This is a genomic window from Streptomyces triticagri (genome assembly GCF_003429565.1).
GTDB classification, from domain to species: domain Bacteria; phylum Actinomycetota; class Actinomycetes; order Streptomycetales; family Streptomycetaceae; genus Streptomyces; species Streptomyces triticagri.
Window position 1 is genome coordinate 35740 of record NZ_QUAK01000122.1, and the last position, 26553, is coordinate 62292.

Consider the following 26553-nt stretch of genomic DNA (forward strand, 5'->3'; position numbering starts at 1 on the left):
ATCTCCAATGCATTGCCGGTTCCAGGGAGCTGTTTTTCATGAGCGCCGAGTCCCCAGGGCTGAGCCAACGATTCCGACACGGTCGGCTGCGCTTCAGGGCCTGGCGGGGTGCCCGCCCGTTCTGGGCGGGCCTGCTGACGATGCTGGGTGGCGTGCCGATCGCCTGGCTGCCCTACGCCAACCTCAAGCTCGGCAATCTGACCCTGGCCATGGCCACCACGGCGGGTGCGGGTTCGCTGATCATAGGTGTCCTGCTGATCACTCTCGGCCTGACCATGTGGTTCCACCACCTGGTGCGGGTCTTCGCCGGTGTCGCGGCGATCCTGCTCGCCCTGATCTCGATCCCCGTGTCCAACCTGGGCGGGTTCCTGATCGGTTTCCTGCTCTCCATGACCGGTGGCGCGCTGTCCATCTCCTGGGTGCCGGCGAAGAACGGTCCGGAGGCTGCCGCCGGGAAGTCCGAGGCGTCCGAGGAGCGGGCGGGCGAGGACACCGCGGTGCAGGACGACACGACACTCGAAACGAACGGCGGGAGGCACCGTGCGGGGTGACGAGGCACAACTGGCCGCCGCGGCCGGGGGTGACGACTTGCTCGGCAGCACCGGACCGCGCCATGCGGCCCCGAGGAAGTCGCTGCTGACCAAGCTTCAGATACCCACCAGCAAGGCGCTCGCCCTCGCCGCGATGCCCACCGCGGTCTTCGTCGGGATGGGCCTGACGCCCAAGCTCGCGATAGCCGACGACAAGGACGCCGCACCGCGCGCCGCCAACCCGTGTGTGTCACGGGAGGACGAGGACCCGAAGGACTCCGAGGACCCCGAGGCGGACAAGGACGCCAAGGCCGACAAGGACGCCGAGGCGGAGAAGGACGCGGCAGCGGACGAGGACTCGCCCTCCCCGTCCGAGTCCGCGAAGCCTTCGGCGGGCGACAAGGCCGGCGACAAGGCCACCCCGGATCCGGAGTCCACCGGTGACGCGGGCGAGAAGGAGTCCGAGCCGGCCGCCGGCGAGGAGGAGCCCGAGCCCGAGCCGACCGAGTCGAAGACGAAGAACCCGCTCGACCCGCTGGGCGTCGGCGACGCCATCAAGGACTTCTTCACGCCGGACGACAAGAAGACCGAGGAGCCGGCTCCCGAGGAGTCCGCCGCCGAGGACGAGAAGCCCGCCGACGAGTCCGCGGACTCCGACGACAAGGCCGCGGACGACAAGGCCGGCGACGGCGCCGCGGCCGGCGGGAAGGCGGTCGGGGACGCGGCCGCCGAGGCGAAGGAGAAGGCCGAGGCCGCCAAGAAGAAGGCGGCGAAGGAGAAGGCCGAGAAGGAGAAGGCCGAGAAGGAGAAGGCCGAGGAAGAGGAGAACCTCTCGGCCGAGGACAAGCTCAAGGCCAAGATCGAGGAGGCCGCCGCCGGGGCGGGCACCACGGCCGAGGAGCTGGACGGCAAGGCGGCCGACGAGAACGCGGGCTGCGCCAAGGCCGGCGACGTGGAGCAGGGCATCCCGCTGCTGCCCGACGACCCGTTCGTCCTGGAGACCGAGAAGCTGACGCTGCGGACCCTCGACTACCACGGTGTCGTCGACGTCCAGACGCAGAGCGGCAAGGTCAAGAAGGCCCTGAAGTTCACCGCCGAGGAGATCGACATCAAGTCGATGCACCAGAAGACGGTCGGCCCGAACGGTCTGACGGGCAACGTCAAGGCGGCGGAGGGCAGCACGACGACCTTCCGCAACGGTGAAGTGACCATGTACACCGAGGAGTTGAAGGGCAATCTGTTCGGTCTCATCCCGGTGACCTTCACCCCCGAGACGCCCCCGCCCCTCAATGTGCCGTTCGCCTTCTTCACCAACGTCAAGGTGACTCAGGCGGGCCAGTTCGGCGGCACGATCACGGTGCCGGGTCTGCAGAACTACTTCAGCCGCGACTGAGCCGTACGGTCACCGGCCCTCGGCCGGGTACCGGCCCGCAACGCCAAGGGGCGCCCTCCGAGGAGGGCGCCCCTTGGCGTTGCCGTGCCCCGCGGGGCCGTGCGTGGTGTCAGTCCCGCTCGCCGCCGCCCAGGTGGTGCACCCGGACCATGTTGGTGCTGCCGGGGACACCGGGAGGCGAACCGGCGGTGATGATCATCGTGTCGCCGTCCGAGAAGCGCTGCAGCTTGAGCAGCTCGGCGTCCACCAGGTCGACCATCGCGTCCGTGTTGTCCACGTGCGGCACCAGACGGGACTCCACGCCCCAGCTCAGGGTGAGCTGGTTGCGGGTCTCCTCGTCGGTGGTGAAGGCGAGGATCGGCTGGACCGCGCGGTAGCGGGAGAGCCGGCGGGCGGTGTCACCGGACTTGGTGAACGCCACAAGCGACTTGGCCTCCAGGAAGTCCGCGATCTCGCAGGCCGCCCTGGCCACCGAACCGCCCTGCGTACGGGGCTTCTTGCCCGGCACCAGCGGCTGCAGGCCCTTGGAGAGCAGCTCCTCCTCGGCGGCCCGCACGATCTTCGACATGGTCTTGACCGTCTCGACCGGATAGGCGCCGACGCTGGACTCGGCGGACAGCATCACCGCGTCCGCGCCGTCCAGAATCGCGTTCGCGACGTCGGAGGCCTCGGCGCGGGTGGGGCGCGAGTTGGTGATCATCGACTCCATCATCTGGGTCGCGACGATCACCGGCTTGGCGTTCCGCCGGCACATCTCCACCAGGCGCTTCTGCACCATCGGGACCTTCTCGAGCGGGTACTCGACGGCCAGGTCGCCGCGGGCGACCATCACCGCGTCGAAGGCGGCGACCACGCTCTCCATGTTCGCGACGGCCTGCGGCTTCTCGACCTTCGCGATGACGGGGACCCGGCGGCCCTCCTCGTCCATGATCTTGTGGACGTCGTTCACGTCGTCGGCGTTCCGCACGAAGGACAGGGCGACCATGTCGCAGCCCATGCGGAGCGCGAAGCGGAGGTCCTCGACGTCCTTCTCGGACAGGGCCGGTACGTTCACCGCGGCGCCCGGCAGGTTGATGCCCTTGTGGTCCGAGATGACACCGCCCTCGACGACGACGGTACGGACCGCGGGGCCCGCCACCTCGACGACCTCGAGCTCGACGTTCCCGTCGTTGATCAGGACCTGGTCGCCGGCGGCGACGTCGCCCGGCAGACCCTTGTAGGTGGTGCCGCAGATCGACTTGTCGCCGGCCACGTCGTCGGTGGTGATGGTGAACTCGTCACCGCGCACCAGCTCGACGGGGCCTTCGGCGAAGGTCTCCAGACGGATCTTGGGGCCCTGCAGATCGGCGAGCACGCCGACGGCACGGCCGGTGTCCTCGGCGGCCTGCCGGACGCGGTCGTACCGCTCGCGGTGCTCTTCGTGGGATCCGTGGCTCATGTTGAAGCGGGCCACGTTCATGCCGGCCTCGATGAGCGCTTTCAGTTGGTCGTACGAGTCGACGGCGGGGCCGAGTGTGCAGACGATTTTGGAACGGCGCATGAGGCAGATCCTATCGGTTTGTTTCGTAGCGGAATATTCCGTCTGGTGGAAGGTCCAAATGGGCGAACCGCCGCTCAGTTGTGGGCTCTTCAGCCCCGTACAAGCGCGTACGCCGAGGTCGCGATCTCCAGTTCCTCATCAGTGGGCACCACCGCGACCGCGACACGTGCCGCGGGCGGCGAGATCAGCCGCGCGCCGTCCGCGCGGGTCTCGTTCAGGACCGGGTCGACCGCGAGGCCGAAGCCCTCCAGCCCGGCGACCGCGGCCTCGCGCACCGCGGTGGAGTTCTCGCCGACCCCGGCGGTGAAGGTCAGGGCGTCCACATGGCCGAGCACGGCCGAGTAGGCGCCGATGTATTTCTTCAGACGGTGGACGTAGATCTCGAAGGCGAGCCGCGCGCTGTCGTCGCCCTCGTTCATCCGCCGGGTGATCTCGCGCATGTCGTTGTCGCCGCAGAGGCCGATCATGCCGCTCTTCTTGTTGAGCAGGGCGTCGATGGTGTCGATGTCCATGCCCGCCACCCGGTTCAGATGGAAGATAACGGCCGGGTCGATGTCCCCGGAACGCGTACCCATCACCAGGCCCTCCAACGGGGTCAGGCCCATCGAGGTGTCCACGCAGCGCCCGCCGCGCACCGCGGACGCCGAGGCGCCGTTGCCCAGGTGCAGGACGATCACATTGACCTCCGCCGGCGCCTTGCCGAGCAGCTTCGCGGTCTCCCGTGAGACGTACGCGTGCGAGGTGCCGTGGAAGCCGTAGCGGTGGATGCGGTGCTCGTCCGCGGTGGCCACATCGATCGCGTAGCGCGCCGCGGACTCCGGCATCGTGGTGTGGAACGAGGTGTCGAAGACCGCGACCTGCGGCAGGTCGGGGCGCAGCTCCATGGCCACCTCGATGCCCATCACGTTCGCCGGGTTGTGCAGCGGGGCCACCGGGATCAGCCGCTTGATCTCCTTGAGCACCGCGTCGTCGATCACGGTGGGCACGGTGAAGTACTTGCCGCCGTGCACCACCCGGTGCCCCACCGCGGCCAGTTCGGGGGAGTCGAGACCGAGCCCGTCCTTCGCCAGCTCGGCCGCGACCGCGGCGAGCGCCGCCGCGTGGTCGGCGATCGGGCCCTCGAACTCCCTGGTCTCCGCGCCCTCCACGGCCAGCGGAGTGTGCTTGAGCCGGGAGGTGTCCTCACCGATCCGCTCGACCAGACCCACCGCGAGCCGCGAGGTGTCCCGCATGTCGAGCAGCTGGTACTTCACCGACGAGGAGCCGGAGTTGAGGACGAGTACGCGGGTCGGCGTGGTCACGAGAGGGGTGCCTCCAGATCGGCGGGGCGGACGGATCCCGGGGTACGGGGAGCGTGCTGGTCCTGGGCGCGGCCGGTCATGCGCCCGGCCCCTGGGCCTGGATCGCGGTGATGGCCACGGTGTTCACGATGTCCTGTACGAGGGCGCCCCGCGACAGGTCATTGACCGGCTTGTTCAGGCCCTGCAGGACCGGGCCGACAGCGATCGCACCGGCCGAACGCTGCACCGCCTTGTAGGTGTTGTTGCCCGTGTTGAGGTCCGGGAAGATCAGTACGCTCGCCCGGCCCGCGACCTCCGAGTCGGGCAGCTTGGTCGCCGCCACCGACGGCTCCACGGCCGCGTCGTACTGGATCGGGCCCTCGATCAGCAGCTCCGGCTGCCGGGAGCGGACCAGCTCGGTCGCCTGCCGCACCTTGTCGACGTCCGCTCCGGCACCCGAGGTGCCCGTCGAGTAGGACAGCATCGCGACCCGGGGCTGCACCCCGAAGCGCTCGGCCGTCGCGGCCGACTGGACCGCGATGTCCGCGAGCTGTCCCGCGTCCGGGTCCGGATTGACCGCGCAGTCCCCGTACACGAGGACCTTGTCGGCCAGGCACATGAAGAACACCGAGGACACGATCTCCGCGTCCGGCCGGGTCTTGATGATCTCGAAGGCCGGCCGGATCGTCGCCGCGGTGGAGTGCACCGCACCGGAGACCATGCCGTCCGCCAGGCCCTCCTGGACCATCAGGGTGCCGAAGTAGTTGACGTCCGCGACCACATCGTGCGCCAGCTCCACCGTCACGCCCTTGTGGGCGCGGATCCGGGCGTATTCCTCGGCGAACTTCTGCCGCATCTCCGAGGTGGCCGGGTCGACGATCTGGGCCGCCGACAGGTCGATGCCGAGGTCCGCGCCCTTCTTGCGGATCGTCTCCACCGGGCCGAGCAGCGTCAGTTCGCACACCCCGCGGCGAAGCAGTACGTCCGCGGCGCGCAGCACCCGCTCCTCGGTGCCCTCGGGCAGCACCACCCGGCGCAGGTCGGCGCGCGCCCGCTCGATCAGCTTGTGCTCGAACATCATCGGCGTCAGGCGCTCGCCGCGCGCCACCTCGATACGGGAGAGCAGCTCCCGGCCGTCCACGTACCGCTCGAAGAGGCCGAGTGCGGTCTCCGCCTTGCGGGGCGTCGCCGCGTTCAACTTCCCCTCCAGGGAGAAGAGTTCGGCCGCGGTCGGGAAGCTGTTGGCCGCCACCGAGATCACCGGGGTGCCGGGCGCGAGCCGGGCCGCGAGCCGCAGCACCTCCTCGCTCGGGCGCTCGCCGAGGGTGAGCAGCACCCCGGCTATCGGCGGGGTGCCCGCGCTGTGCGAGGCGAGCGCGCCCACCACCAGGTCGGAGCGGTCGCCGGGCGCCACCACCAGACAGCCAGGGGTCAGTGCGGGCAGGAAGTTCGGCAGCATCGCACCGCCGAAGACGAAGTCCACGGCGTCCCGCGCGAGCCCCGCGTCGTCGCCGAGCAGCACCGTGCCGCCGAGCGCCTGGGTCACCTGGGCGACCGTCGGCGCCGCGAGCGCCGGATCGTCGGGCAGCACGTAGCACGGCACCGGGAGGGAGGCCGCCAAGCGCTCCTGGACCGCCTCGCGGTCCGCGGCCGCCACCCGGTTCACCACGAGCGCCAGGATGTCGCAGCCGAAACTCCCGTACGCGCGATGGGCGTTGCGGGCCTCGGCGCGCACCGATTCGGCGGTCTGGTCGCGGCCGCCGACCACCGGCAGGACATGGGCGCCGAACTCGTTGGCGAGCCGGGCGTTGAGGGAGAGCTCGTCGGGGAGCTGGGTGCCGGCGTAGTCCGTGCCGAGCACCAGGACCACCTCGTAATCGGCGGCCACCCGGTGGAAGCGGCCGACGATGCGCGAGACCAGTTCGTCGGTGCCCTGCTCGGCCTGCAGGGTCGCGCCCTCCGCGTACGTCATGCCGTATGTCGACGAGGCGTCCTGGCCGAGCCGGTAGCGGGCTCTGAGCAGCTCGAACAGCCGGTCGGGGCCGTCGTCGTGCACAAGGGGGCGAAAGACGCCCACCCGGTCGACCTGTCGGGTCAGGAGCTCCATGACTCCCAGCTCCACGACCTGGCGGCCGTCGCCACGGTCGATCCCGGTCACGTACACGCTGCGCGTCACGCGTGATCTCCGATCCTTCGCTCGCTCGTGCACCTGTGTCCGCAGGGTCGCCACGTTCGAGACGGGAGCGGACAAAAGTACCCGTTATGGTGGTGATGCCCCCTTGACAATACCCTCGTGCGTGGCTAGAACGCCCGCCGGACAAGGCCTCCGGGTCACTCCGGCCCGGCGGTGGCGGTGCGCCCGTTTCCGGTGGAGCAGCCGGGCGAGGCAGGGGTCGAGGGGCCGTGGAACAATCGGACGCGGTCCACGCGTCCCTCCAGCGAGCAGGAGACACAGCACGATGCGCATCGGCATTCTCACCGCAGGCGGCGACTGCCCTGGTCTGAACGCAGTGATCCGGTCCATCGTGCATCGCGCGGTCGCAGGCCACGGGGACCAGGTAATCGGCTTCGAGGACGGCTACAAGGGACTGCTCGACGGGCACTACCGGCCGCTCGACCTCACCACCGTCAGCGGCATCCTGGCCCGGGGCGGGACCATACTCGGCTCCGCGCGCCTCGAGCGCGGCCGGCTCCAGGAGGCCGTCCGCGACGTACCGGAACTGACCAAGCGCCTCGGCATCGACGCCCTCATCCCGATCGGCGGCGAGGGCACCCTGACCGCCGCCCGGATGCTCTCCGAGGCCGGCATGCCGGTCGTCGGCGTCCCGAAGACCATCGACAACGACATCTCCGCCACCGACCGCACCTTCGGCTTCGACACCGCCGTCGGTGTCGCCACCGAGGCGATGGACCGGCTCAAGACCACCGCCGAATCGCACCAGCGGGTCATGGTCGTCGAGGTGATGGGCCGGCACGCCGGCTGGATCGCCCTGGAGTCCGGGATGGCCGGCGGTGCCCACGGCATCTGCCTGCCCGAGCGCGCCTTCGACCCGGCCGACCTGGTCAAGATGGTCGAGGAACGCTTCGCGCGCGGCAAGAAGTTCGCGGTCATCGCCGTCGCGGAGGGCGCACACCCGGCCGACGGCACGATGGACTACGGCAAGGGCGAGGTGGACCAGTACGGCCACGAGCGCTTTCTCGGCATCGGCACCGCACTCGCCGTCGAGCTCGAGCACCGCCTCGGCAAGGAGGCCAAACCGGTCATCCTCGGCCATGTGCAGCGCGGCGGCACCCCGACCGCGTACGACAGGGTGCTGGCCACCCGCTTCGGCTGGCACGCCGTGGAGGCCGCGCACCGGGGCGACTTCGGGCACATGACCGCACTGCGCGGCACCGAGATCGAGATGGTGCCGCTCGCGGAGGCCGTCACCGAGCTGAAGAGGGTGCCCGAGGAGCGGATGGCGGAGGCGGAGTCGGTCTTCTAGCTCCCGCGTCCCTGCGGTGCGGGCGGGTAGGTCAGGTCAGCCGCCCGCCCGCGCCCAGAACCGGTCCAGGATCCCGTCCAGGAAGTCCCGCCCCGCGGCGCCGCGGTCCTCGTCGCCGCCGCCCCAGCTCAGGGTCGCCACCATCGAGGCCTGGTACTCGCCGTGCAACTCCCCGAGCACGTCCGCGATCCGCTCCCGCTCCAGCGGCAGCAGCTTCGCCACCGGGCGTACGTAGGACTGCCAGCGCTCGGCCACCGCGGCCCGCAGCAGCTCCGCGAGGCGCTCGTCGAGACCGGTCGCGGTGGCGAACTCCCGTACGCCCAGATCGAGTACGTGGGCGAGTGCGGCCGACTGCCGTTCCGTGCCGCGCCAGTTGCCGGACTCCTCGGCCCGCAGATACTCCTGGTGCTCCACACCCGCCTCGCGCGCCACGTCCTCGGTGGCCAGACCGCGCGCCAGCCGGTGCTCGCGCAAGGTGACGGGCGCGCCCAGGAGTTCGGCGGGCGCGCACCACAACGCCCCGGCGAGCGCGGTGAGTTCGGCCGGCGAGGGTACGGCGAGGCCGCGCTCCCAGGCGGTCACCGTGTCGGGCGTGACGTGGTGCAGGCCGTAGCCCGCCTGGATGCCGTAGGCGACATGGCCCGGTGCCATGCCGAGCGCCCGGCGCAGGCGGTTGGCGGCCGCCGCGTCGAACGGCGGCCCTGCAGCGGACGGTGGGATCTCGGACACGCGCACACGCTAGGCGGGCCGACGGCGCCGGGCCACGGTGTGTTCGCCCAGGATTCCCGGTTGTGGCAAGGTCCTACGACCGGCGGACCGGGCTGCCGTAGGACCCTTCAATGCAGGGCCCAGAACCGGGCCGCCGCTCAGCCCTTGATCGCCCCGCCGAGCGCGAACCCTCCGCCCAGCCGCCGCGAGATCAGCACGTACAGCAGGATCACCGGCGTCGAGTAGATCACCGAGAACGCGGCGAGCTGGCCGTACACCACCGTCCCGCGGTTGCCGAAGAAGTCGTTGATGCTGACCGACGCGGGCATCTGGTCGGGCGAGACGAGCAGCATGAACGGGACGAAGAAGTTGCCCCACATCATGACGAACGAGAACACGGTCACCACCGCGACCCCTGGCCCCATCAGCGGCAGCACGATGCGGAGCAGCGACTGGAAGGCCGAGGCCCCGTCCGTCCAGGCGGCCTCCTCGAGCGACTTCGGCACCCCGTCCATGAAGTTCTTCATCAGCCAGATGGCGAACGGCAGTTGGGATGCGGCGAAGAAGAAGATCGTGCCGTGCATGGTGTCGATCAGATCGACCTGTACGAAGAGCGCGTACACCGGAACCATGATCGCCGTGATCGGCAGACTCGTCGCGAAGAGGATCGTGAGCAGGAACGGCCGGTTGAACCGCGACCGGAAGCGGGACAGCGGATAGGCGGCGAGTGCCGCGCACGCCACCGTCAGGGCGGTCGCACCGCCGCACAGGATCAGGCTGTTGAGCAGCGGTGTGAAGGTGATCTCGGGTTCGAGCACCGCGTCGAAGTTGTCCAGGGTGAGCTCACCGGGGACCTTCACCTGAAGGTCGGCCTGCGCGTCGAGGGACGACAGGACCACCCAGGCGAGGGGCAGGACGAAGGCGGCCGCGGCGAAGAGCAGCCCCGCGTCCGCCGCGAGCCGGCGCAGGGTGCGCCGCGAGAACACCACGTCAGACCTCCGTGCGCAGCAGGCGCATATAGACGAGGGAGAAGAGCGAGCCCACCACCAGGAGCAGCAGCGCCACCGCCGTGCCGTAACCGATCATGCTCTTCTGGAACGCCTGCTCGTACATGAACAGGGGCAGCGTCTGGCTGCGGTTGCCGGGACCGCCCCGGGTCATCACCCAGATCAGACCGAACACGGAGAGGGTCTGCAGGGTGTTGAGCATCAGATTGGTGCCGATGGAGCGGCGGATCATCGGCAGCGTGATGTGCCACATCCGCCGCCAGCCGCTCGCCCCGTCCACCTCGGCGGCCTCGGTGATCTCCTTCGGGATCTCGTTCAGCGCGGCCGAGTACACGAGCATCGAGAAGGCCGTGCCGCGCCAGACGTTGGCGAACGACACCGCGAGGATCGGCAGCGTGAACAGCCAGTTCTGGCCCGGCAGATGGAGCCAGTCGAGGATCGCGTTGAGCGTGCCCTCCTTGCGGAAGAAGGCGTAGAGCAGGAAGCCCGCCACCACCTCGGGCAGCACCCAGGCGGTGACCACGATGCCGCCGGTGAGGGTGCGCACCGGCTTCGATGCACGCTGCATGAGCGAGGCCAGGGCGAGCCCCAGGGTGTTCTGGCCGATGATGGACGACACCACCGTGAACACCAGGGTCAGCCAGACGGCGTTGCGGAAGTCGTCGTCCCCGAACGCCTTGCGGAAGTTGTCCAGGCCCACGAAGCTCGACGACGCCTGGCCGGTCAACTGCAGGTCGGTGAAGGCGATATAGGCGCAGTAGCCGATCGGTCCGGCCAGGAAGAGCAGCAGCAGGACCAGCGCGGGCGACAGCGGCAGGATCCGGATCAGCCGGCGTCCCCGGCGGCCGGACCCGGGGGAGCGCGGTGACGCCCCCGCCGGGCCCGGAGCGACCTCCGCGGTCACTTCTTTACCACTTCGCCGTCCGTGACGGACTCGAGTTCCTCGTCGTACCCCTTCGCGGCCTCGTCGACCGAACTGTCACCCGTCGTCACCGACTCCATCGCCTCCTGAATGGCCGTGGAGACCTTCGGATACGCGGGATACGCGGGCCGGTAGTGGGTGGACTCGACGAGGTCGGTGAAGAACTTGATGCCGGGCTGCGCCTTCACGTACTCCGGGTCCTCGGCGACGTCCTTGCGGACCGCGATGCCGGAGTTCGCGATGTACCACTTCTGCGCGTTCTCCTTGGTCTGCATCGTCTCGATGAAGTCGAAGGCGAGGTCCGGGTTCGACGCCTTGTCGGGGATGGCCCAGGTCCAGCCGCCGGACATGCTGACCTTGCCGGGGGCGTCGCCGTTCTGGGTGGGCATCGCGGCCAGGCCCAGCTCCTTCGACCACTCGGGCCACTCGTGACCGCTGCCCTCGATCCAGTCCTGCGGCAGCCACGAACCGTCCAGGTTGATCGCCAGCTTGCCCTTCGGCAGCAGCGAACCGCGCACGGTGGTACCGATGTTGGGGTCGAGGGCGTCGGAGACCTCGGGGCCGAGCTTCTCCTTGTAGACGGTCTCCACGAACTTCAGGGAGTCCTTGAAGCCCTTGCTGCCGGCCACCCACTTCTTCTGCTTCGGGTCGTAGAGCGGATCCGCGCCGGTGCCGTACAGGAGCATCTCGAAGCCCTGCATCGCGGACTGCTCGCCGCCGGGCTTGCCCGTGTAGACGTTCAGCGGGATGGTGCCGGGCACCTTCTTCTTGACGGTGCGGGCCGCCTCCAGGACGTCGTCCCAGGTCTTCGGCTGCCAGTCGGCCGGCAGGCCCGCCTTCTTGAAGATGTCCTTGCTGAACCAGAGGCCGCGGGTGTCGGTGCCGTCCGGTACGCCGTACGTCTTGCCGTCCTCGGCCTTCGCCGCCGCCTTCGCGGTGTCGACGAACTGGTCCCAGTCCTTCCACTTCTCCAGATAGTCGTCCAGCGGCTTCAGGTACCCGCTGGTGATGTCGGAGTTGATCAGGAAGGTGTCCTCGTAGACGAGGTCGGGAGCGGTCTTGGGGGAGCGCAGCATCTGCTGCAGCTTCGTGTAGTACTCGGAATCCGGGGCCTTGATCGGGACCAGTTCGACCTTCTTGCCCGGATGGTCCTTCTCGAACTGCTTCTTCATGTCGGCCAGGTAGTTGTCCATCACGCGGACCTTGTTGTCCATGGACTGCTTGTACGAGACCTTCACGGTGTCCGAGTCGCTGCCGGAACCCCCGCCGCAGGCGGTGAGTGCGGAGGCGGCGAGCAGACTGGCGAGGATCAGTGGAACGGGGGTGGGGCGACGCACGGCACGACCTCCTACGAGCCACCATTGGCTGCCCGGCGAACGTAAGGCGGCGGCTGTGCCAGGTCAATGGGTGTGCAGCGGCGGGACGCGGGACCGTGACAACGTTGTTAACAACACTCGGCCCGCGGCCGGAAGAACCGGCCGCGGGCCACCGCGAACTGACGTGGGATCAGCTGTCCGAGAGCACCTTGTTGCCGATGTTGATCTCGGAGTCGCCGTTCAGCATCGGGCCGAAGACGATCGACCGGGAGATGTCGGTGCTGCTGTCGGTCCAGTGGACGACCCAGCTGGTCTTGGTGGTCGTGGTCGACGACGAGCCGCCGTGACCGCCACTGGCCTGGGCGGTGGTGGCACCGGCGGCGGCGAGGCCGAGGACGGCGAGACCGACGACGACGGGGCGAAGCGCAGCGCGCATGTGAGCGAACCTCCATGAAGTGGGATGGAACGCGACGATTGTGCGCCCGGGAAGTGGAGAATGTGTGAAAGGCGCGCTCTGTCCGGGCGTCGAAATCTGAAGAACAGTCCAATGGCGGTCATGGCGAAAGCTCTGACCTGCGACTTTTCCCGCCGTACGCGGAGAGGTGACCGCGTCAGTCGGTGGTGAGCCAGCGATAGTGCAGCTCGGGCCGCCCGACCTGGCCGTACTGCGGGGTGCGTGCGGCGCGGCCCGTGGTCACCAGGTGCTCCAGATAGCGGCGGGCGGTGATCCGGGACAGACCGGCGGCCTCCGCGGCCGCCCCCGCGCTGAGCCCGCCCTCGTCGGCGGCGCGCAGGGTGGCGATCACCCGGTCCAGGGTCGCCGCCGTCAACCCCTTGGGCAGCGCGGCCGGTTCGGGCGCGCGCAGGGCGGCCAGCGCGCGGTCCACCTCGTCCTGGCCGCTCGCCTCGCCGACCGCGGTACGGAAATCGGCGTACCGCACCAGCCGGTCGCGCAGCGTGCCGAAGGTGAAGGGCTTCAGGACGTACTGGACCACACCGAGCGAGACGCCCTCGCGCACCACGGTGAGGTCACGGGCCGAGGTCACCGCGATCACATCGGCGTGATGGCCCGCGGCACGCAGTGTGCGGGCCAGGCGCAGCCCGTGCCCGTCGGGTAGATACAGGTCGAGAAGCAGCAGGTCGACCTTGGTGCGGTCCAGGATGCGCCGCGCCTCGGCGCCCGAGTGCGCCTTGCCCACGGCCGTGAAGCCGGGCACCCGGTTCACGTACATCACATGGGCGTCGGCGGCCACGGGGTCGTCCTCGACGACGAGGACGCGTATCCCCTCGGGGGTGCTCGTCACCGCTGGCCTCCTGTCGGATCGGCGCCGTCCCGGACGGCATCGGCGCCTCCTCGGGCAGGTACGGTACGGCCACCCGGCTGGGAGGGGAGAGGGGCCTGCGGCGAAGCGGCGCCGTCCGCGCCCGGACCGTCACCCTCGCCTTCCGCCGTGAGGGGCAGCCGTACGGCGAACTCCGCGCCGCCGTCCGCCGAGGCGCCCGTCTCCACCGTGCCGCCGTGCCGGCCCACCGTCTGACGCACCAGGGCGAGCCCGAGGCCGCGGCCCGGGCCCTTGCCGGACCAGCCGCGCCGGAAGATGTCCGTGCCGGCCGGCACCCCGGGCCCCGAGTCCGCGACCCGCAGCAGCAGCTCGGGGACGCCCCTGCCCTCGTCCCTGCTCTCGCCCCCGCCCTCGTCCCGGCCCTCCTCCGGGCCGGAGATCCGGGCGGTGACCTCGACACGGGCGGACGGTGTGCCGGTGGCGGCGTCCAGCGCGTTGTCGATCAGATTGCCGAGGATGGTGACCAGATCGCGCGGCGGCAGCGTGTCCGGCAGCAGTCCGTCGTCCAGGTGGCTGTCGGCCGAGACCTCGAACTCCACGCCGTGCTCGTTCGCCTGCGCCGCCTTGCCGAGCAGCAGCGCCGCGAGCACCGGCTCGGTCACCGCGGAGACCACCTGGTCGGTCAGGGCCTGGGCGAGCTCCAGCTCGGCGGTCGCGAACTCGACGGCCGCCTCCGCGCGGCCCAGCTCGATCAGGGACACCACGGTGTGCAGCCGGTTCGCGGCCTCGTGCGCCTGCGAGCGGAGCGCCTGCGAGAAGCCCCGCTCATGGTCCAACTCGCCGGTCAGGGCCTGGAGTTCGGTGTGGTCGCGGATGGTGACGACGGTGCCGCGGCGCTCTCCGCCGGAGACCGGCGAGGTGTTCACCACGACCACCCGGTCGCCGGTCAGATGCACCTCGTCGACCCGCGGCTCGGTGGCGAGCAGGGCCCCGGTCAGGGCGGTGGGCAGACCGAGGTCGGAGACCTGACGGCCCACCGCCTCCGCGTCCAGGCCGAGCAGCTCGCGGCCCGCGTCGTTCACCAGGGCGATGCGCCGGCCGCCGTCCAGCATCAGCAGCCCCTCGCGCACGGCGTGCAGCGCCGCCTGGTGGTAGTCGTGCAGCCGGCTCAGTTCGGTCGCGTTCATGCCGTGGGTGTGCCGGCGGAGCCGGGCGTTCACGAAGTACGTACCGGCGCCGCCGAGCGCGAGCGCGCCGAGTGCGACCCCGAGCAGCCCGGTCAGCTGACTGCGCACCCGGCTGTTGATCGCCTCGACCTTGATGCCCGCACTGACCAGGCCGGTGATCCGCTCGCCGTCCCGGATCGGTGTGACCACCCGCACCGAGGGGCCGAGCGTGCCGGTGTACGTCTCGGTGAAGGTGCGGCCCTCCAGGGCGGCCTCGGTGTTGCCGATGAACGTCTCGCCGATCCGGTCCCGGTTCGGATGGGTCCAGCGGGTGCCGTCGATGTCCATGATCGTGACGAAGTCGACGCCCGTGTCCCGCCACACCCGCTCCGCGTACGGCTGCAGCACACGGGAGGGATCCTCGGTGCGCACCGCGGCCCGCACCGAGGGGGAGTCCGCGACGGAACGGGCCGTCGCGCCCGCCTGGCGCCGCGCGGCCTCCTCGGCCTGGCGGTGCGTGGTCACGTACGCGAAGAGCGCGCACCCCGCCACCACCGCGGCGACCAGCACGACCTGCATCGCGAAGAGCTGGCCGGCCAGGCTGCGCGGACGGGGGAAACGGGGCATGCGGCCAGTCTGCCTCGCCCGATGTGTGTGAACTAAATGAACGGAAGGGTGACCCGCCTCACCTGCTGGGTGGATATTCACCGGGACCTCGCCAGGACGTGAGCCGCACGCATTGGCGCGTATCCCCGGACACCGGACGTACCCCCTGCGACCCGGTGTCGACGAGCAAGGAGGCACTGTGGCCGCCACGCGGGACAGAACTCACTACCTGTACATCGCCGTGATCGCGGCGGTCGCGGCCGGCATCCTGGTCGGGTTCGCCGCGCCCGGTGTCGCCGTGGAGCTCAAGCCGATCGGCGAGGGCTTCGTGAACCTGATCAAGATGATGATCTCGCCGATCATCTTCTGCACGATCGTGCTCGGCGTCGGATCCGTCCGCAAGGCCGCCAAGGTCGGCGCGGTCGGCGGTATCGCCCTCGGCTACTTCATGATCATGTCGACCGTCGCACTGGCCATCGGCCTGGTCGTCGGCAACATCCTCGAGCCCGGTCACGGACTCGCGCTCACCGACTCGGTGCGCGAGACGGGCGCGGCCCAGGCGGACGGCGCGAGCGAGTCCACCGCCGACTTCCTGCTCGGCATCATCCCGACCACCCTGGTCTCCGCCTTCACCGGTGAGTCCGTGCTGCCGACCCTGCTGGTCGCACTGCTCAGCGGCTTCGCGCTGCAGTCCATGGGCAGCGCCGGCGAGCCGATCATCCGCGGCATCACCCACATCCAGCGGCTGGTCTTCCGGATCCTCGCCATGATCATGTGGGCCGCGCCGGTCGGTGCGTTCGGCGCGATCGCCGCGGTGGTCGGTGCGACGGGCGTGGACGCCCTGAAGTCGCTCGCCGTCATCATGATCGGCTTCTACGTCACCTGTGTGCTGTTCGTCTTCGTGGTGCTCGGCATCGTCCTGAAGCTGTTCACCGGGGTCAACATCTTCTCGCTCCTGCGGTACCTGGCCCGCGAGTTCCTGCTGATCGTCTCCACCTCGTCCTCGGAGTCCGCGCTGCCGCGGCTCATCGCGAAGATGGAGCACCTCGGCATCTCCAAGCCCGTGGTGGGCATCACCGTGCCGACCGGCTACTCGTTCAACCTGGACGGCACGGCGATCTACCTGACGATGGCCTCGCTCTTCGTCGCCGAGGCGATGGGCTCCCCGCTCTCCCTCAGCCAGCAGATCTCGCTGCTGCTCTTCATGATCGTCGCCGCGAAGGGTGCGGCGGGCGTCACCGGCGCCGGTCTCGCCACCCTCGCCGGCGGTCTGCAGTCGCACCGCCCCGAACTGGTCGACGGCGTCGGCCTGATCGTCGGCATCGACCGCTTCATGAGCGAGGCCCGCGCCCTGACCAACTTCGCGGGCAACGCGGTGGCGACGGTCCTCGTCGGCACCTGGACCAAGGAGATCGACCGGAACCGGGTGAACGAGGTGCTGGCCGGCAAGATCCCCTTCGACGAGAAGACCCTCGTCGACGACCACGCGCCCGCCGACGGGGCGGAGGAGGGCGCCGACGCGGTGCCGTCGCAGCGCGAGGGCGGCAAGGAGAAGGCGGACGTCTGAGCCGCCCCGACTTCCTGAGCCTGCATACGCGACCGCCGGACGGCCGACCCCTCGACGGGAGTCGGCTGTCCGGCGGCGTGCGGCCGGTGCGTCAGGACTTCGTCCAGACCCCCACGTAGTCGACCTTCATCGGGTGACCCGGCTCGGTCGCGTCGACCGGGGTCGCGTGGCCCGCGACGCCGTCCGGGAAGCCGCCGCCCATCGCGACGTTCAGGAGCACGAAGTACCCCTCGTGGTCCGTCATGTTGGCCCACGTCTCGGCCGAGAACCGGTCCTGTGAGAGCGAGTGGTACTCCTCGCCGTCCACGTACCAGCGCAGCTGCTCCGAGGCGCCCGAGCGGTCCCACTCGAAGCGGTAGGTGTGGAAGCCGGACTGGCAGGTGGAGCCCGGGCAGGCGCGGCTGTTGCCGAGGCCCTCGGTCTCGTTGCAGTCGCCGCCCGGGTTCACGCCGCAGTGCAGTACGCCCCACACCGTGTCCAGGCCGTTGACGTTCTCCATGACGTCGAACTCGCCCACGGACGGCCAGTTCTGGTAGTTGCCGCGGTACGGGGAGCCGAGTGCCCAGAACGCCGACCAGTAGCCGAGCGCCTGCTCGCCGCCGACGTCGGGCATCTGGATGCGGCTCTCGATGGCGAGGGTGCCGCCCTCGGGCGCCTTGAAGTCGCTGCGCTGGGTCTCGATCCGGGCCGAGGTCCAGTTGCCGGCGTCGTCGCGCAGCGGGGTGATCTGCAGATTGCCGTCGCCGTCGAGGCTGAGATTGTCGGTGGAGTCGGTGTACTCCTGGATCTCTCCGGTGCCCCAGTTGTCGGGGCCGCCGGGGTAGCCGTGGCCGAGGTCGATCTGCCAGTTGTCCGCGGACGGCAGGGTGTTGGCGGAGCCTTCGAAGTCGTCGCTCCACTGCTCGGTCCAGCCGTCGCCGGGCGGCGGGACGTCACCGCGCGCGGCGTCGGGGCTGCCGAGGGCCGCAAGCAGCGCGATACAGGCGGCACCCGCGACGGCCACCGCCCGCCAACTGCCGCGACGCCGGGTGTCGGGCGGGGGGAGTGCCGGGGTGATGCGGCTCGTGGACATCGAGCACCTCCGTGGGGGGAGTGGGGGACCAGGCCGGCTGAGAGCGCTCTCAGAGTTTTGTACTTGCAGCCATGCGGGGCGTCAATGTCCATGACAGGTCAACTTCTTGAAGGCGTGCGGGAGTTGTCCTCCGAGGGGCGGTTCCGGCGCTTCGTCCTGCTGTCCGTACGCGCCCTACGGGACCTCGTTCGGATACGGGTCGTCGAGCCCGCCCGGGTCGTCGAGCCCTCCTGGGTCATCGAGCCCGCCCGGCTCGTCGTCGCCGATGCCGAAGGGGTCCGACGGGGTGGGCGTCGGATCCGGCCGGTCGCAGTGCATCACCTTGCCGATCATGCGGCAGCCCGTCATGTCGGCGTTGTGCAGCAGGGCCACCGGGATCACGATCATCGCGACGACGAACACGACGATCAGCGCCCAGAAGGCCGCTCCGCGCCGCGGCGGCGCCTGATCCGATCGCCCCGTGCCCTGCATGCCGTCGCCCCCTCCGGAAACGTCTCCGGCCGTCTCCCCTCGTAGACCGGACGCATGTGGAGCCGCGCCCGGTTGCGTACGCGCGGCGTCCGCTGGCCTTGACCCCGGCGTCAAGGATTACCGTCGAGGACATGCGAATCGGCGAGCTGGCCGAGCGGGCGGGGACGACCACGCGGACTCTGCGCTACTACGAGTCCCGCGGCCTCCTGCCCGCACGGCGCACGGGCAACGGCTACCGCACCTACGACGAGGACGATCTGCGGCTGCTGCGGCAGATCAGGGTGCTGCAGGACTTCGGCTTCGGTCTCGAGGAGACCCGGCCGTTCGTGGAGTGCCTGCGCGCGGGCCATCCGCACGGCGACTCGTGCCCGGCCTCGCTCGACGTCTACCGCCGCAAGATCTCCGAACTCGACGCCCTGATCGGCGAGTTGAGCGAGGTCCGCGCGCAGGTGGGATCGCAGCTGCGGCGTGCCGAGCGGGAGCGCGACGCGCTCGCCGAGCAGGCCACGGCCCCGGAGAGCCCGGAGCCGAAGTGTGCATGGGGAGGTTGACATGTCGGTGAAGGCGGCAGGTGTGCCCGAGGTGACGGACGCCGATTTCGGGGCCGAGGTGCTGGGCGCCGACCGGCCCGTCCTCGTCGAGTTCACCGCCGAGTGGTGCGGGCCGTGCCGGCAGCTGGCGCCCGTACTGAGCGAGATCGCGCGGGAGCAGGCGGACGGCCTGAAGGTGGTGCAGATCGACGTCGACCAGAACCCGGGCACGACGACGGCGTACGGCATCCTGTCGATGCCGACCCTGATGGTGTTCCAGGGCGGCGAGCCGGTGAAGTCGATGGTCGGCGCCCGCCCGAAGCGCAAGCTCCTCGCCGAGCTGGACGGGGTCGTCGACGGCGTACTCTGAGCCTCGCCCCGGGTGCACGGCAGGCCCGGAGCGCGCGAGCCCCCTGACCATTGCGGGGTCAGGGGGCTCTGCCCGTTCGGTTTCACGGGTGGCAGCGCCGTGTCACCTCACGGGTAGTACGGCGTGTGCGTGATCGAGGAGACGTGCAGATACCGGGCACCGTCGGCGGTGTCCCAGGTGGAGCCGTCCGGATTGCCCGGCCAGTCGCCACCGACCGCGATGTTGGCGATGAAGTGCATACCGGTGCCGGCCGGTGTGGTGTACCAGGTGGTGCCGGTGACCTGGCCGTCCACCGCGAAGTCGATGTGGTCGGGCATCCAGGTGAACGAGTAGGTGTGGAAGGCGTTCGTCCACCCCGCGGAGTTCGTGGTGGAGAACTGCTCCTGGGCGTTGTTGATGTCGTGCGACGTCTGGTGCAGGACGTTCGGGTCCTGGCCCACGATCTCCGCGGCGTCGAACTCCGGCAGCCACGGATCGAGGTAGGCCGCCCACACCGCGGGGAGCAGCCCCTGTCCGTTGGGCATGTTCGCGGTGAAGCTGTACGTGCCGTAGCCGTACAGCGCCGTCGACTCCACGCGGCCCGAGTAGTACAGATCGCCGCCCGCCGAGTACGCCTTGATCACCAGGGTGTCGCCTTCGTACCAGACGCAGTCCGCTGTGTAGGTCTGGAGTTCGTTGTTGGGCGTCCACCTTCCTTCGATCTTGTTCCAGGAATTGACGGTCACCGGGTCGCCCCAGGAGTCGGCCCGGGCGGTCCCGGCGGTGCCCAGGACCAGTGCGGGCGGTACGGCGAGTGCGGCGCCGAGCACGCGCCTGCGGCTCGGCCTCCGAGATATGTCAGTCATCACGGCTCCATTGCTTGGATGAACAGACGGCGGTGGGAGCGATCCCATGCGGGAATGGGAGCGTTCCCACGGCTCGCTTGCCGACGGACCGTAGGACTCCGTTCGACAATTGACAAGACTCGGCGTACGGATCGGTACATGCCTTAGGTAGTTGAACGGTGGGCCGAGGCCCGAGTGGCGCGGCCGGGCGGGCGGCGATCACCGCCGGCGGATTGACTCCCCGGGTATTTCTCTGCGTATATTGGGGGTTTCTCTGGCCACAAAAAAGGGCCCCTCGAAAGGGGCCAACAGAAAGCACCATACCCCGCGAGGAGCCGAATTGTCAACCGAGGAATTGCAGAATGAGCAGCAATTCATCGACCGTCTCTACGATCGTCTCGGAGTGCTGCACGCCGAGGCCCAGTCCCTGGCCAAGGCCTCGCTCGCCCAGGTCGGGCGCGGTCAGCAGGCCCGGCTCGAGCGGGATGTGAGCGTCGCGGAACACGGCAGGACCGCCGCCGAACTGGCCGGTGTGGAATCCGGTCTGTGCTTCGGCCGAATTGATCTCGCCGAACCGGGGGCGGGCCCCGACCACCATCACATCGGCCGTATCGGAATCCGCGACGACGACTCGGAACGGACGCCTCTGCTGATCGACTGGCGCGCCCCCGTGGCCCGCCCGTTCTATCTCGCCACCGGTCACACCCCGATGGGAGTGCGCCGCCGCCGGCACCTCACCACCGAAGGCCGTACGGTCACGGCTCTGCACGACGAGATCCTGGACATCGCGGACACCACCCGTACCGGACACGAGGACCCCAACGGCGACGCCGTGCTGCTCGCCGCCCTGAACGCGGCCCGCACCGGCCGCATGGGCGACATCGTGGGCACCATCCAGGCCGGGCAGGACCGGATCATCCGCGCCCCGCACCAGGGCGTGCTGGTCGTCGAGGGCGGACCGGGCACCGGCAAGACCGCGGTCGCCCTGCACCGCGCCGCGTATCTGCTCTATGCACAGCGCGAGGTGCTCGCCAAGCGGGCGGTCCTGATCGTCGGGCCGAACCCGGCCTTCCTCAGCTACATCGGCGAGGTGCTGCCTTCGCTCGGCGAGACCGGGGTGCTTCTCGCGACCGTCGGGGAGCTCTACCCGGGCGTGACCGCCACCGGCACGGACAGCCCCGAGGCCGCCGAGGTCAAGGGCCGCGCGGAGATGGCCGAGGTGCTCGAACGCTACGTACGCGCCCGCCAGTCGGTGCCCGAGGACGCCCTGGAGATCGACCACGACGACTACGGCTCGCTGTTCCTGGAGCGCGCCATGGCCGAGGACGCGCGCGCCCGGGCCCGCGAGACCTCGCTGCCGCACAACCTGGCCCGCCCCTACTTCGCCTTCCACCTCATCGACGCCCTCACCGACCAGTTGGTGGAGCGGCTCGGGGCGGATCCGTACGGCGGACCGAATCTGCTCGGCCCCGACGACATCGCCCAGCTCGGCAAGGAGATCGCCACCAGCCCCGAGGTGCATGCCGCGATCGAGTCGCTCTGGCCGACGCTGACGCCCGAGCGGCTGATCACCGAGTTCCTCGCCGATCCGGAGGGCCTGGACGACCGGGACGCCAAGGCGATCCGCCGCACCTGCGGCGCCCTCGCGCCCAGCGACTTCACGCCCGCGGACGTGCCGCTGCTCGACGAGGCGGCCGAGCTGCTCGGCTTCGACGACTCGGCGCAGCGCGCGGCCGAGGAGGCCGAACGCCAGGAGCGCATCGCCTACGCCCAGGGCGTGCTCGACCTGTCCTACGCCTCTCGTACCTACGAGTTCGAGGACAAGGAGGACGCGCTGGACGGCGACACCGAGGCCTCCGAGGTGCTCGGCGTGCACGACGTCATCGACGCCGAGCGGATGGCCGAGCGGCAGGAGGAGGCCGACCACCGCAGCGCCGCGGAGCGGGCCGCGGCCGACCGCACCTGGGCCTTCGGGCACATCATCGTGGACGAGGCGCAGGAGCTGTCCGCGATGGCCTGGCGGCTGCTGATGCGCCGGGTGCCGACCCGCTCCATGACCCTGGTCGGCGACCCCGCCCAGACCGGCGACGAGGCGGGCTGCGGATCCTGGGAGACGATCCTCGAACCGTACGTGCAGGACCGCTGGGAGCTGGTCCGCCTCGGCGTCAACTACCGTACGCCCGCCGAGATCATGGACCTGGCGGCCGGGGTGCTGCGTGCCGAGGCGCCGGCGTTCGAGCCGCCGCGGTCGGTGCGCTCCACCGGGGTGCCGCCGTGGACGAAGCAGGCCGGTGATCTGCCGGACGCCGTCGCCGATGCCGTCGCGCGGGACCTGCCGGACGACGGACGGCTCGCGGTGATCGCACCCCGCGCCCTGCACGAGTCCCTTGCGACCCGCATCGAAGGCGTGCGGGCCGGGGCGGAGCCGGATCTGACGCAGCGTGTGGTGCTGCTCGACGCGCGCCAGTCCAAGGGCCTGGAGTTCGACGCGGTCGTGGTCGTGGAGCCCTCGGCGATGCGCACGAGCGACCTGTATGTCGCGCTGACCCGGGCGACCAGGACCCTGGGGATCCTGTACACGGGAGGGCTGCCCGACGGGCTCCGCCGCCACGGGTGACCCGGCCGCCGTACGGCTGGAAGGGGCATGTCGCTCGGCCGGGTGGTGCGGTCGTCGGAGTGATGCCGGTGGGCAGCCGTGTGGCGCCGGGCCGCGGGTGGCACGGATGGCAGTCAGTCGGGCCGCCCGCCGAGGCGGCCCACCATCCGCACTCCGTGAAAGGACCCGTGCCTGATGAGTTCTCGTCTCGTCGCGCGTTCATGTCTCGTCGCCGTGACCGCGCTCGCCGTCCTCCTGCCCGCGCACGCGGCGAGCGCCGCACCCACCGCCCCGAAGAACTGCAACGCCTATCAGAAGACGGTCAACCGCCACCAGGCGACGATGGACGACCTCGACGAGCGGCACGCCGCGGAGCGGGCCGAGCTGGACCGCCTGTCGGGGGACCTGCAGGAGGCCACGGGCGAGGCCGACTTCTACGCCGACGAGCTCCTCGACGTCGGCGAGTCACTGGGCCTGGCCGAACCGGACAGCCCCGAGTACGCACGCCTGCTCAAGGAGCGCGAGGAGCTCAACGGCAAGCTCGCGCAGGCGCGGGCCAAGGAGCGCGCCGCATACGGCCCGTACCGCGACTTCGAGCTCGACCGTGAGCTCGCGGCCGACCGGGCGAAGACGCAGCGGCTGCTCAAGACCGCGCAGACCCGGCTGCGCAACTGCCAGAACCAGCTGGCGTCCTGACGTCCGACGGGGAGGTGCCCGGGCGGTGAGTGTGGCCGGGCGGCGCGGAATGTCCGGGTCCGGCCACCGTCCGGCTGCGGACCCGGAACCTCCGGCGCCCCGGGGTGGTCCGGCACCCGGGGCCGGCGTCACGGTCGTGGGCGGGAACACCACACGTTCACGACCGACGGGGGAGTCATGAGCAACGGGATGCGTGCGTACGGCAGGAAGCGGCTCGCGGTCACGGCCGTCGCGGGGGCAGCGATGATCGCCCTGACCGCGGGCGCCTGCGGGGAGACCTCGGACCAGAACGGCAAGGCAGCGGGTACGAAGGCGGCCGAGGCGCGCGGAGACGGCGCGGCCGCGGGCGGCGCCGGGCAGGACGGGGCCGGCGAGGCGATCGCCAACCAGGCGGCCACGTCCGGCGGTGGCGGCGGCACGGGTGGCACCGGGGCCGGGCGCGGACACCAGGTCAAGGTCTGGAAGAAGGTCAAGGTCCGGATGAGGCCGGACCAGAGGACGAAGCACCTGTCGAACATCGGCAAGGGAGCCAAGGTCACCGCCAGGTGCTGGACCATCGGCCGCATGGTCCAGGCCGAAGGCACCAACAACGAGATCTGGCTCAGCGTCAAGAACGGCTGGGCGAGCGCGATCTACTTCAAGGGCGACAAGTACGCCGGACTGCCGAAGCGCGCCCGCTGCTGATCGCACACAGCGGGCGCGGCGCGGTCAGGCGGGCCGCAGCCAGACCGTGGCCAGCGGCGGCAGGGTGAGGGAGATGCTCGCCGGGCGGCCGTGCGAGGCGACCGGTTCCGGCTCGAGAGGGCCGGCCGCTTCGCCGACGCCACTGCCGCCGTACCGCTCCCCGTCGGTGTTCAGGACCACCCGCCAGGCTTGCGGCCCCTCGGGCACCCCGAGCCGGTAGCCCTCCCGCACGACCGGCGCGAAGTGGGAGACGGACAGCAGCGGGCTGCCGTCCGCCGCGTGCCGCAGGAACGCGAAGACATTGTCCTCCGCCGCGTCACCCGCCACCCAGGCGAAGCCGGACGGGGCGAAGTCCCGCTGCCACAGGGCCGGTTCGGCGCCGTACGCCGAGTTGAGGTCGCGCACCAGATCGCGGACGCCCCGGTGGTCCGCCTCCGCCCCGTACGAGGGATCGAGCAGCCACCAGTCGGGGCCGTGTGCCTCCGACCACTCCGCGCCCTGCGCGAACTCCTGGCCCATGAACAGGAGTTGCTTGCCCGGGTGGGCCCACATGAAGCCGAGATACGCGCGCAGTCCGGCCCGCTGCTGCCACCAGTCGCCGGGCATCTTGGAGACCAGGGACCGCTTGCCGTGCACCACCTCGTCGTGCGAGATCGGCAGGCAGTAGTTCTCGCTGTACGCGTACACCATCGAGAAGGTCATCTCGTGGTGGTGGTGCCTGCGGTGCACCGGGTCGCGGGACACATAGCCGAGCGAGTCGTGCATCCAGCCCATGTTCCACTTCAGGCCGAAGCCGAGGCCGCCGAGGCCGTCGGCGCCGGTGTGGTGGGTGGCGCGGGTGACGCCGTCCCAGGCGGTGGACTCCTCGGCGATCGTGACCACGCCCGGCACCCGGCGGTGCACGGTGGCGTTCATCTCCTGCAGGAAGGCCACCGCGTCCAGGTTCTCCCGGCCGCCGTGCTCGTTCGGCGTCCACTGGCCCTCCTCGCGCGAATAGTCGAGGTAGAGCATCGAGGCGACGGCGTCCACCCGCAGGCCGTCGATGTGGAACTCCTCGCACCAGTACACCGCGTTGGCCACCAGGAAGTTGCGGACCTCGCGGCGGCCGTAGTCGAACTCGAGGGTGCCCCAGTCGGGGTGTGCCGCCCGTGCCGGGTCCTCGTGCTCGTACAGCGGCCTGCCGTCGAACTCGGCCAACGCCCAGTCGTCGCGCGGGAAATGGGCCGGCACCCAGTCGATCAGTACGCCGATGCCGGCGCGGTGCAGCGCGTCCACCAGATGCCTGAAGTCGTCCGGTGTGCCCAGGCGCGCCGTCGGCGCGTAGAAGCCGGTGACCTGGTAGCCCCAGGAGCCGCCGAAGGGGTGCTCGGCGACCGGCATCAGCTCCACATGCGTGAAGCCCAAGTCCTTGACATACGCGGGGAGTTGCTCGGCAAGCTGACGGTACGTCAGGCCCGGGCGCCAGGACGCGAGGTGCACCTCGTACACCGAGAACGGCTCCTCGTGCAGGGTCCGCCGGGTGCGCTCCCGCATCCAGGCGTCGTCCTGCCAGACGTGCTGCGAGACCGTCACGATCGAGGAGTTGGCGGGCGGGACCTCCGTCCTGCGGGCCATCGGGTCGGCCCGCAGGGAGCGGGTGCCGTCCGGGCGGGTGATCTCGAACTTGTAGAGCTCGCCCTCGCCGACGCCCGGTACGAACAGCTCCCATACGCCGGTCGAGCCGAGCGAACGGAGCGGGAAGGCGGTGCCGTCCCAGTGGTTGAAGCCGCCGACGACGCGGACGCCGCGGGCGTTCGGGGCCCATACGGTGAAGCGGGTTCCGGTCACGCCCTGGTGGGTCATCGGCTGCGCGCCGAGTGCGTGCCACAGCTGTTCGTGGCGGCCCTCGCTGATCAGGTGCAGGTCCAACTCGCCCACGGACGGCAGGAATCCGTACGGGTCCGCCGTCGTGAGCTCGGTGTCCTGGTACGTCACGGCCAGCCGGTAGCCGGCCACGGGGCGGCGGGTCGTGGCCGAGAAGAACCCGTCGCCGTCGTCGTGCAGCGTGTGGCGGTGGCCGTCGGGTGTGATCGCGGTGACCGCGGTGGCGTACGGGCGGAGTGTGCGGATGGCGGTTTCTCCGCCGGGGAGGGGGTGGGCGCCGAGCACTTCGTGCGGGTCGTGGTGTGTTCCTTCCAGCAACCGGCGGCGGTCCTCCGGACCCGGGGGGTTGGGGGGTTTCTGCGTCTTGCCCTGCGCGAGGGTCACGGGGTCTCTCCTTCGGGGTTCTGAGCGGTCCACCAACAGCCCGTCCGGCAGCACCTTCAGCCTGTCCGCGTCTTCAGCCGGTCCGGCACCTTCAGCCCGTCCGGCGTTTGAGGACATCTTTCAGCCGGTCCGGCGTTTGAGGACGAGGCCGCCAGGCCGATGCCTGGAACCGGAACGGCCCTGGACGGGCCGTGTCCTCAAGCGCCGGACGGGCTGAGTTTTGCCCTGGACGGGCCGTGTCCTCAAGCGCCGGACGGGCT

General features: G+C 70.4%; 22 protein-coding genes and 1 pseudogene. 9 read left to right on the forward strand and 14 right to left on the reverse strand.

The genetic code is table 11. The features are described from left to right. Positions 1-38 precede the first annotated feature (38 nt). Together DY218_RS23230 and DY218_RS23235 are read left to right on the forward strand one after the other, a co-directional pair. Entirely contained in the window at positions 39-551 is a 513-nt protein-coding gene (locus tag DY218_RS23230; protein WP_128558081.1) for a DUF6114 domain-containing protein, read from the forward strand. Then, positions 541-1923, forward strand: a complete 1383-nt coding sequence (locus tag DY218_RS23235) for a hypothetical protein (RefSeq protein ID WP_128558082.1) — start codon at positions 541-543, stop codon at positions 1921-1923. The genes DY218_RS23230 and DY218_RS23235 overlap by 11 nt, the downstream gene beginning before the upstream one ends. Positions 1924-2032: 109 nt before the next feature. On the opposite strand, the gene pyk is transcribed toward DY218_RS23235, so the two are convergent. From pyk to pta, 3 genes are all read right to left on the reverse strand, one after another. Next, positions 2033-3463 carry a pyruvate kinase gene (pyk, locus tag DY218_RS23240; RefSeq protein WP_128558083.1) on the reverse strand — a complete coding sequence of 477 codons (1431 nt, stop codon included), beginning with the start codon at positions 3461-3463 and terminating at the stop codon, positions 2033-2035. 89 nt (positions 3464-3552) lie between these two features. Beyond that, positions 3553-4764, reverse strand: coding sequence for an acetate kinase (locus DY218_RS23245; protein ID WP_128558084.1), 1212 nt, complete (start codon positions 4762-4764; stop codon positions 3553-3555). Between the two features lie 76 nt (positions 4765-4840). Next, positions 4841-6919 (reverse strand): phosphate acetyltransferase, encoded by a 2079-nt coding sequence (gene pta, locus DY218_RS23250; protein WP_128558085.1) that lies wholly within the window; start codon positions 6917-6919, stop codon positions 4841-4843. Positions 6920-7202: 283 nt separating this feature from the next. Here pta and DY218_RS23255 point away from each other — a divergent pair, with 283 nt between their 5' ends. Next, entirely contained in the window at positions 7203-8228 is a 1026-nt protein-coding gene (locus DY218_RS23255) for an ATP-dependent 6-phosphofructokinase (protein WP_128558086.1), read from the forward strand. Between the two features lie 36 nt (positions 8229-8264). Here the strand turns inward: DY218_RS23255 and DY218_RS23260 are convergent, their stop codons facing one another. The 7 genes from DY218_RS23260 to DY218_RS23290 form a co-directional block, all read right to left on the reverse strand. Further along, positions 8265-8963, reverse strand: coding sequence for a helix-turn-helix domain-containing protein (locus tag DY218_RS23260; RefSeq protein ID WP_407703677.1), 699 nt, complete (start codon positions 8961-8963; stop codon positions 8265-8267). A 131-nt stretch (positions 8964-9094) separates the two neighbouring features. Then, positions 9095-9925, reverse strand: a complete 831-nt coding sequence (locus DY218_RS23265) for a carbohydrate ABC transporter permease (RefSeq protein WP_199566834.1) — start codon at positions 9923-9925, stop codon at positions 9095-9097. Between the two features lies 1 nt (position 9926). After that, on the reverse strand, positions 9927-10847 hold the full coding sequence (locus tag DY218_RS23270; RefSeq protein ID WP_128558088.1) for a carbohydrate ABC transporter permease: 921 nt from the start codon (positions 10845-10847) through the stop codon (positions 9927-9929). Beyond that, on the reverse strand, positions 10844-12202 hold the full coding sequence (locus tag DY218_RS23275; protein ID WP_128558089.1) for an ABC transporter substrate-binding protein: 1359 nt from the start codon (positions 12200-12202) through the stop codon (positions 10844-10846). The genes DY218_RS23270 and DY218_RS23275 overlap by 4 nt, the downstream gene beginning before the upstream one ends. A 169-nt stretch (positions 12203-12371) precedes the next feature. Continuing rightward, positions 12372-12617, reverse strand: coding sequence for a hypothetical protein (locus DY218_RS23280; RefSeq protein WP_128558090.1), 246 nt, complete (start codon positions 12615-12617; stop codon positions 12372-12374). A gap of 175 nt (positions 12618-12792) precedes the next feature. Continuing rightward, complete coding sequence (locus DY218_RS23285; RefSeq protein WP_128558091.1) at positions 12793-13485, reverse strand: response regulator; 693 nt, start codon at positions 13483-13485, stop codon at positions 12793-12795. Beyond that, entirely contained in the window at positions 13482-15257 is a 1776-nt protein-coding gene (locus DY218_RS23290; protein WP_128558092.1) for a sensor histidine kinase, read from the reverse strand. The genes DY218_RS23285 and DY218_RS23290 overlap by 4 nt, the downstream gene beginning before the upstream one ends. 178 nt (positions 15258-15435) lie before the next feature. Here DY218_RS23290 and DY218_RS23295 point away from each other — a divergent pair, with 178 nt between their 5' ends. Beyond that, positions 15436-16803 carry a cation:dicarboxylate symporter family transporter gene (locus tag DY218_RS23295; RefSeq protein ID WP_128558093.1) on the forward strand — a complete coding sequence of 456 codons (1368 nt, stop codon included), beginning with the start codon at positions 15436-15438 and terminating at the stop codon, positions 16801-16803. 97 nt (positions 16804-16900) lie between these two features. On the opposite strand, the pseudogene DY218_RS23300 reads toward DY218_RS23295, so the two are convergent. Next, positions 16901-17875: pseudogene (locus DY218_RS23300) on the reverse strand (glycoside hydrolase family 16 protein); the annotation flags it as partial. 174 nt (positions 17876-18049) lie between these two features. Then, positions 18050-18346, reverse strand: coding sequence for a hypothetical protein (locus DY218_RS23305; RefSeq protein ID WP_128558095.1), 297 nt, complete (start codon positions 18344-18346; stop codon positions 18050-18052). 131 nt (positions 18347-18477) lie between these two features. Between DY218_RS23305 and DY218_RS23310 the strand changes: the two genes are divergently transcribed. Next, positions 18478-18897, forward strand: coding sequence for a MerR family transcriptional regulator (locus DY218_RS23310; protein WP_128558096.1), 420 nt, complete (start codon positions 18478-18480; stop codon positions 18895-18897). A gap of 1 nt (position 18898) precedes the next feature. Continuing rightward, positions 18899-19246 carry a thioredoxin gene (gene trxA / locus DY218_RS23315; RefSeq protein WP_128558097.1) on the forward strand — a complete coding sequence of 116 codons (348 nt, stop codon included), beginning with the start codon at positions 18899-18901 and terminating at the stop codon, positions 19244-19246. Positions 19247-19353: 107 nt separating this feature from the next. Here the strand turns inward: trxA and DY218_RS23320 are convergent, their stop codons facing one another. After that, entirely contained in the window at positions 19354-20091 is a 738-nt protein-coding gene (locus DY218_RS23320; protein ID WP_128558098.1) for a glycoside hydrolase family 16 protein, read from the reverse strand. Positions 20092-20410: 319 nt separating this feature from the next. Here DY218_RS23320 and DY218_RS23325 point away from each other — a divergent pair, with 319 nt between their 5' ends. The 3 genes from DY218_RS23325 (at position 20411) to DY218_RS23335 (ending at position 24046) form a co-directional block, all read left to right on the forward strand. Beyond that, positions 20411-22687, forward strand: coding sequence for a HelD family protein (locus tag DY218_RS23325; protein WP_233521838.1), 2277 nt, complete (start codon positions 20411-20413; stop codon positions 22685-22687). Between the two features lie 174 nt (positions 22688-22861). Then, positions 22862-23362 carry a hypothetical protein gene (locus DY218_RS23330; RefSeq protein WP_128558099.1) on the forward strand — a complete coding sequence of 167 codons (501 nt, stop codon included), beginning with the start codon at positions 22862-22864 and terminating at the stop codon, positions 23360-23362. 177 nt (positions 23363-23539) lie between these two features. Beyond that, positions 23540-24046, forward strand: coding sequence for a hypothetical protein (locus DY218_RS23335; protein WP_128558100.1), 507 nt, complete (start codon positions 23540-23542; stop codon positions 24044-24046). Positions 24047-24070: 24 nt separating this feature from the next. Here DY218_RS23335 and glgB read toward each other — a convergent pair whose 3' ends face one another. Next, positions 24071-26293, reverse strand: coding sequence for a 1,4-alpha-glucan branching enzyme (gene glgB, locus DY218_RS23340; protein WP_233521841.1), 2223 nt, complete (start codon positions 26291-26293; stop codon positions 24071-24073). Positions 26294-26553 lie beyond the last annotated feature (260 nt).

Excerpts from the sequence above, each read along its gene's own strand:
- DY218_RS23230 (WP_128558081.1), top strand. The coding sequence starts at position 39 with ATGAGCGCCGAGTCCCCAGGGCTGAGCCAACGATTCCGACACGGTCGG.
- pyk (WP_128558083.1), bottom strand. The coding sequence starts at position 3,463 with ATGCGCCGTTCCAAAATCGTCTGCACACTCGGCCCCGCCGTCGACTCG.
- DY218_RS23255 (WP_128558086.1), top strand. The coding sequence starts at position 7,203 with ATGCGCATCGGCATTCTCACCGCAGGCGGCGACTGCCCTGGTCTGAAC.
- DY218_RS23280 (WP_128558090.1), bottom strand. The coding sequence starts at position 12,617 with ATGCGCGCTGCGCTTCGCCCCGTCGTCGTCGGTCTCGCCGTCCTCGGC.
- DY218_RS23290 (WP_128558092.1), bottom strand. The coding sequence starts at position 15,257 with ATGCCCCGTTTCCCCCGTCCGCGCAGCCTGGCCGGCCAGCTCTTCGCG.
- DY218_RS23305 (WP_128558095.1), bottom strand. The coding sequence starts at position 18,346 with ATGCAGGGCACGGGGCGATCGGATCAGGCGCCGCCGCGGCGCGGAGCG.
- DY218_RS23310 (WP_128558096.1), top strand. The coding sequence starts at position 18,478 with ATGCGAATCGGCGAGCTGGCCGAGCGGGCGGGGACGACCACGCGGACT.
- trxA (WP_128558097.1), top strand. The coding sequence starts at position 18,899 with ATGTCGGTGAAGGCGGCAGGTGTGCCCGAGGTGACGGACGCCGATTTC.
- DY218_RS23320 (WP_128558098.1), bottom strand. The coding sequence starts at position 20,091 with ATGACTGACATATCTCGGAGGCCGAGCCGCAGGCGCGTGCTCGGCGCC.
- DY218_RS23330 (WP_128558099.1), top strand. The coding sequence starts at position 22,862 with ATGAGTTCTCGTCTCGTCGCGCGTTCATGTCTCGTCGCCGTGACCGCG.
- DY218_RS23335 (WP_128558100.1), top strand. The coding sequence starts at position 23,540 with ATGAGCAACGGGATGCGTGCGTACGGCAGGAAGCGGCTCGCGGTCACG.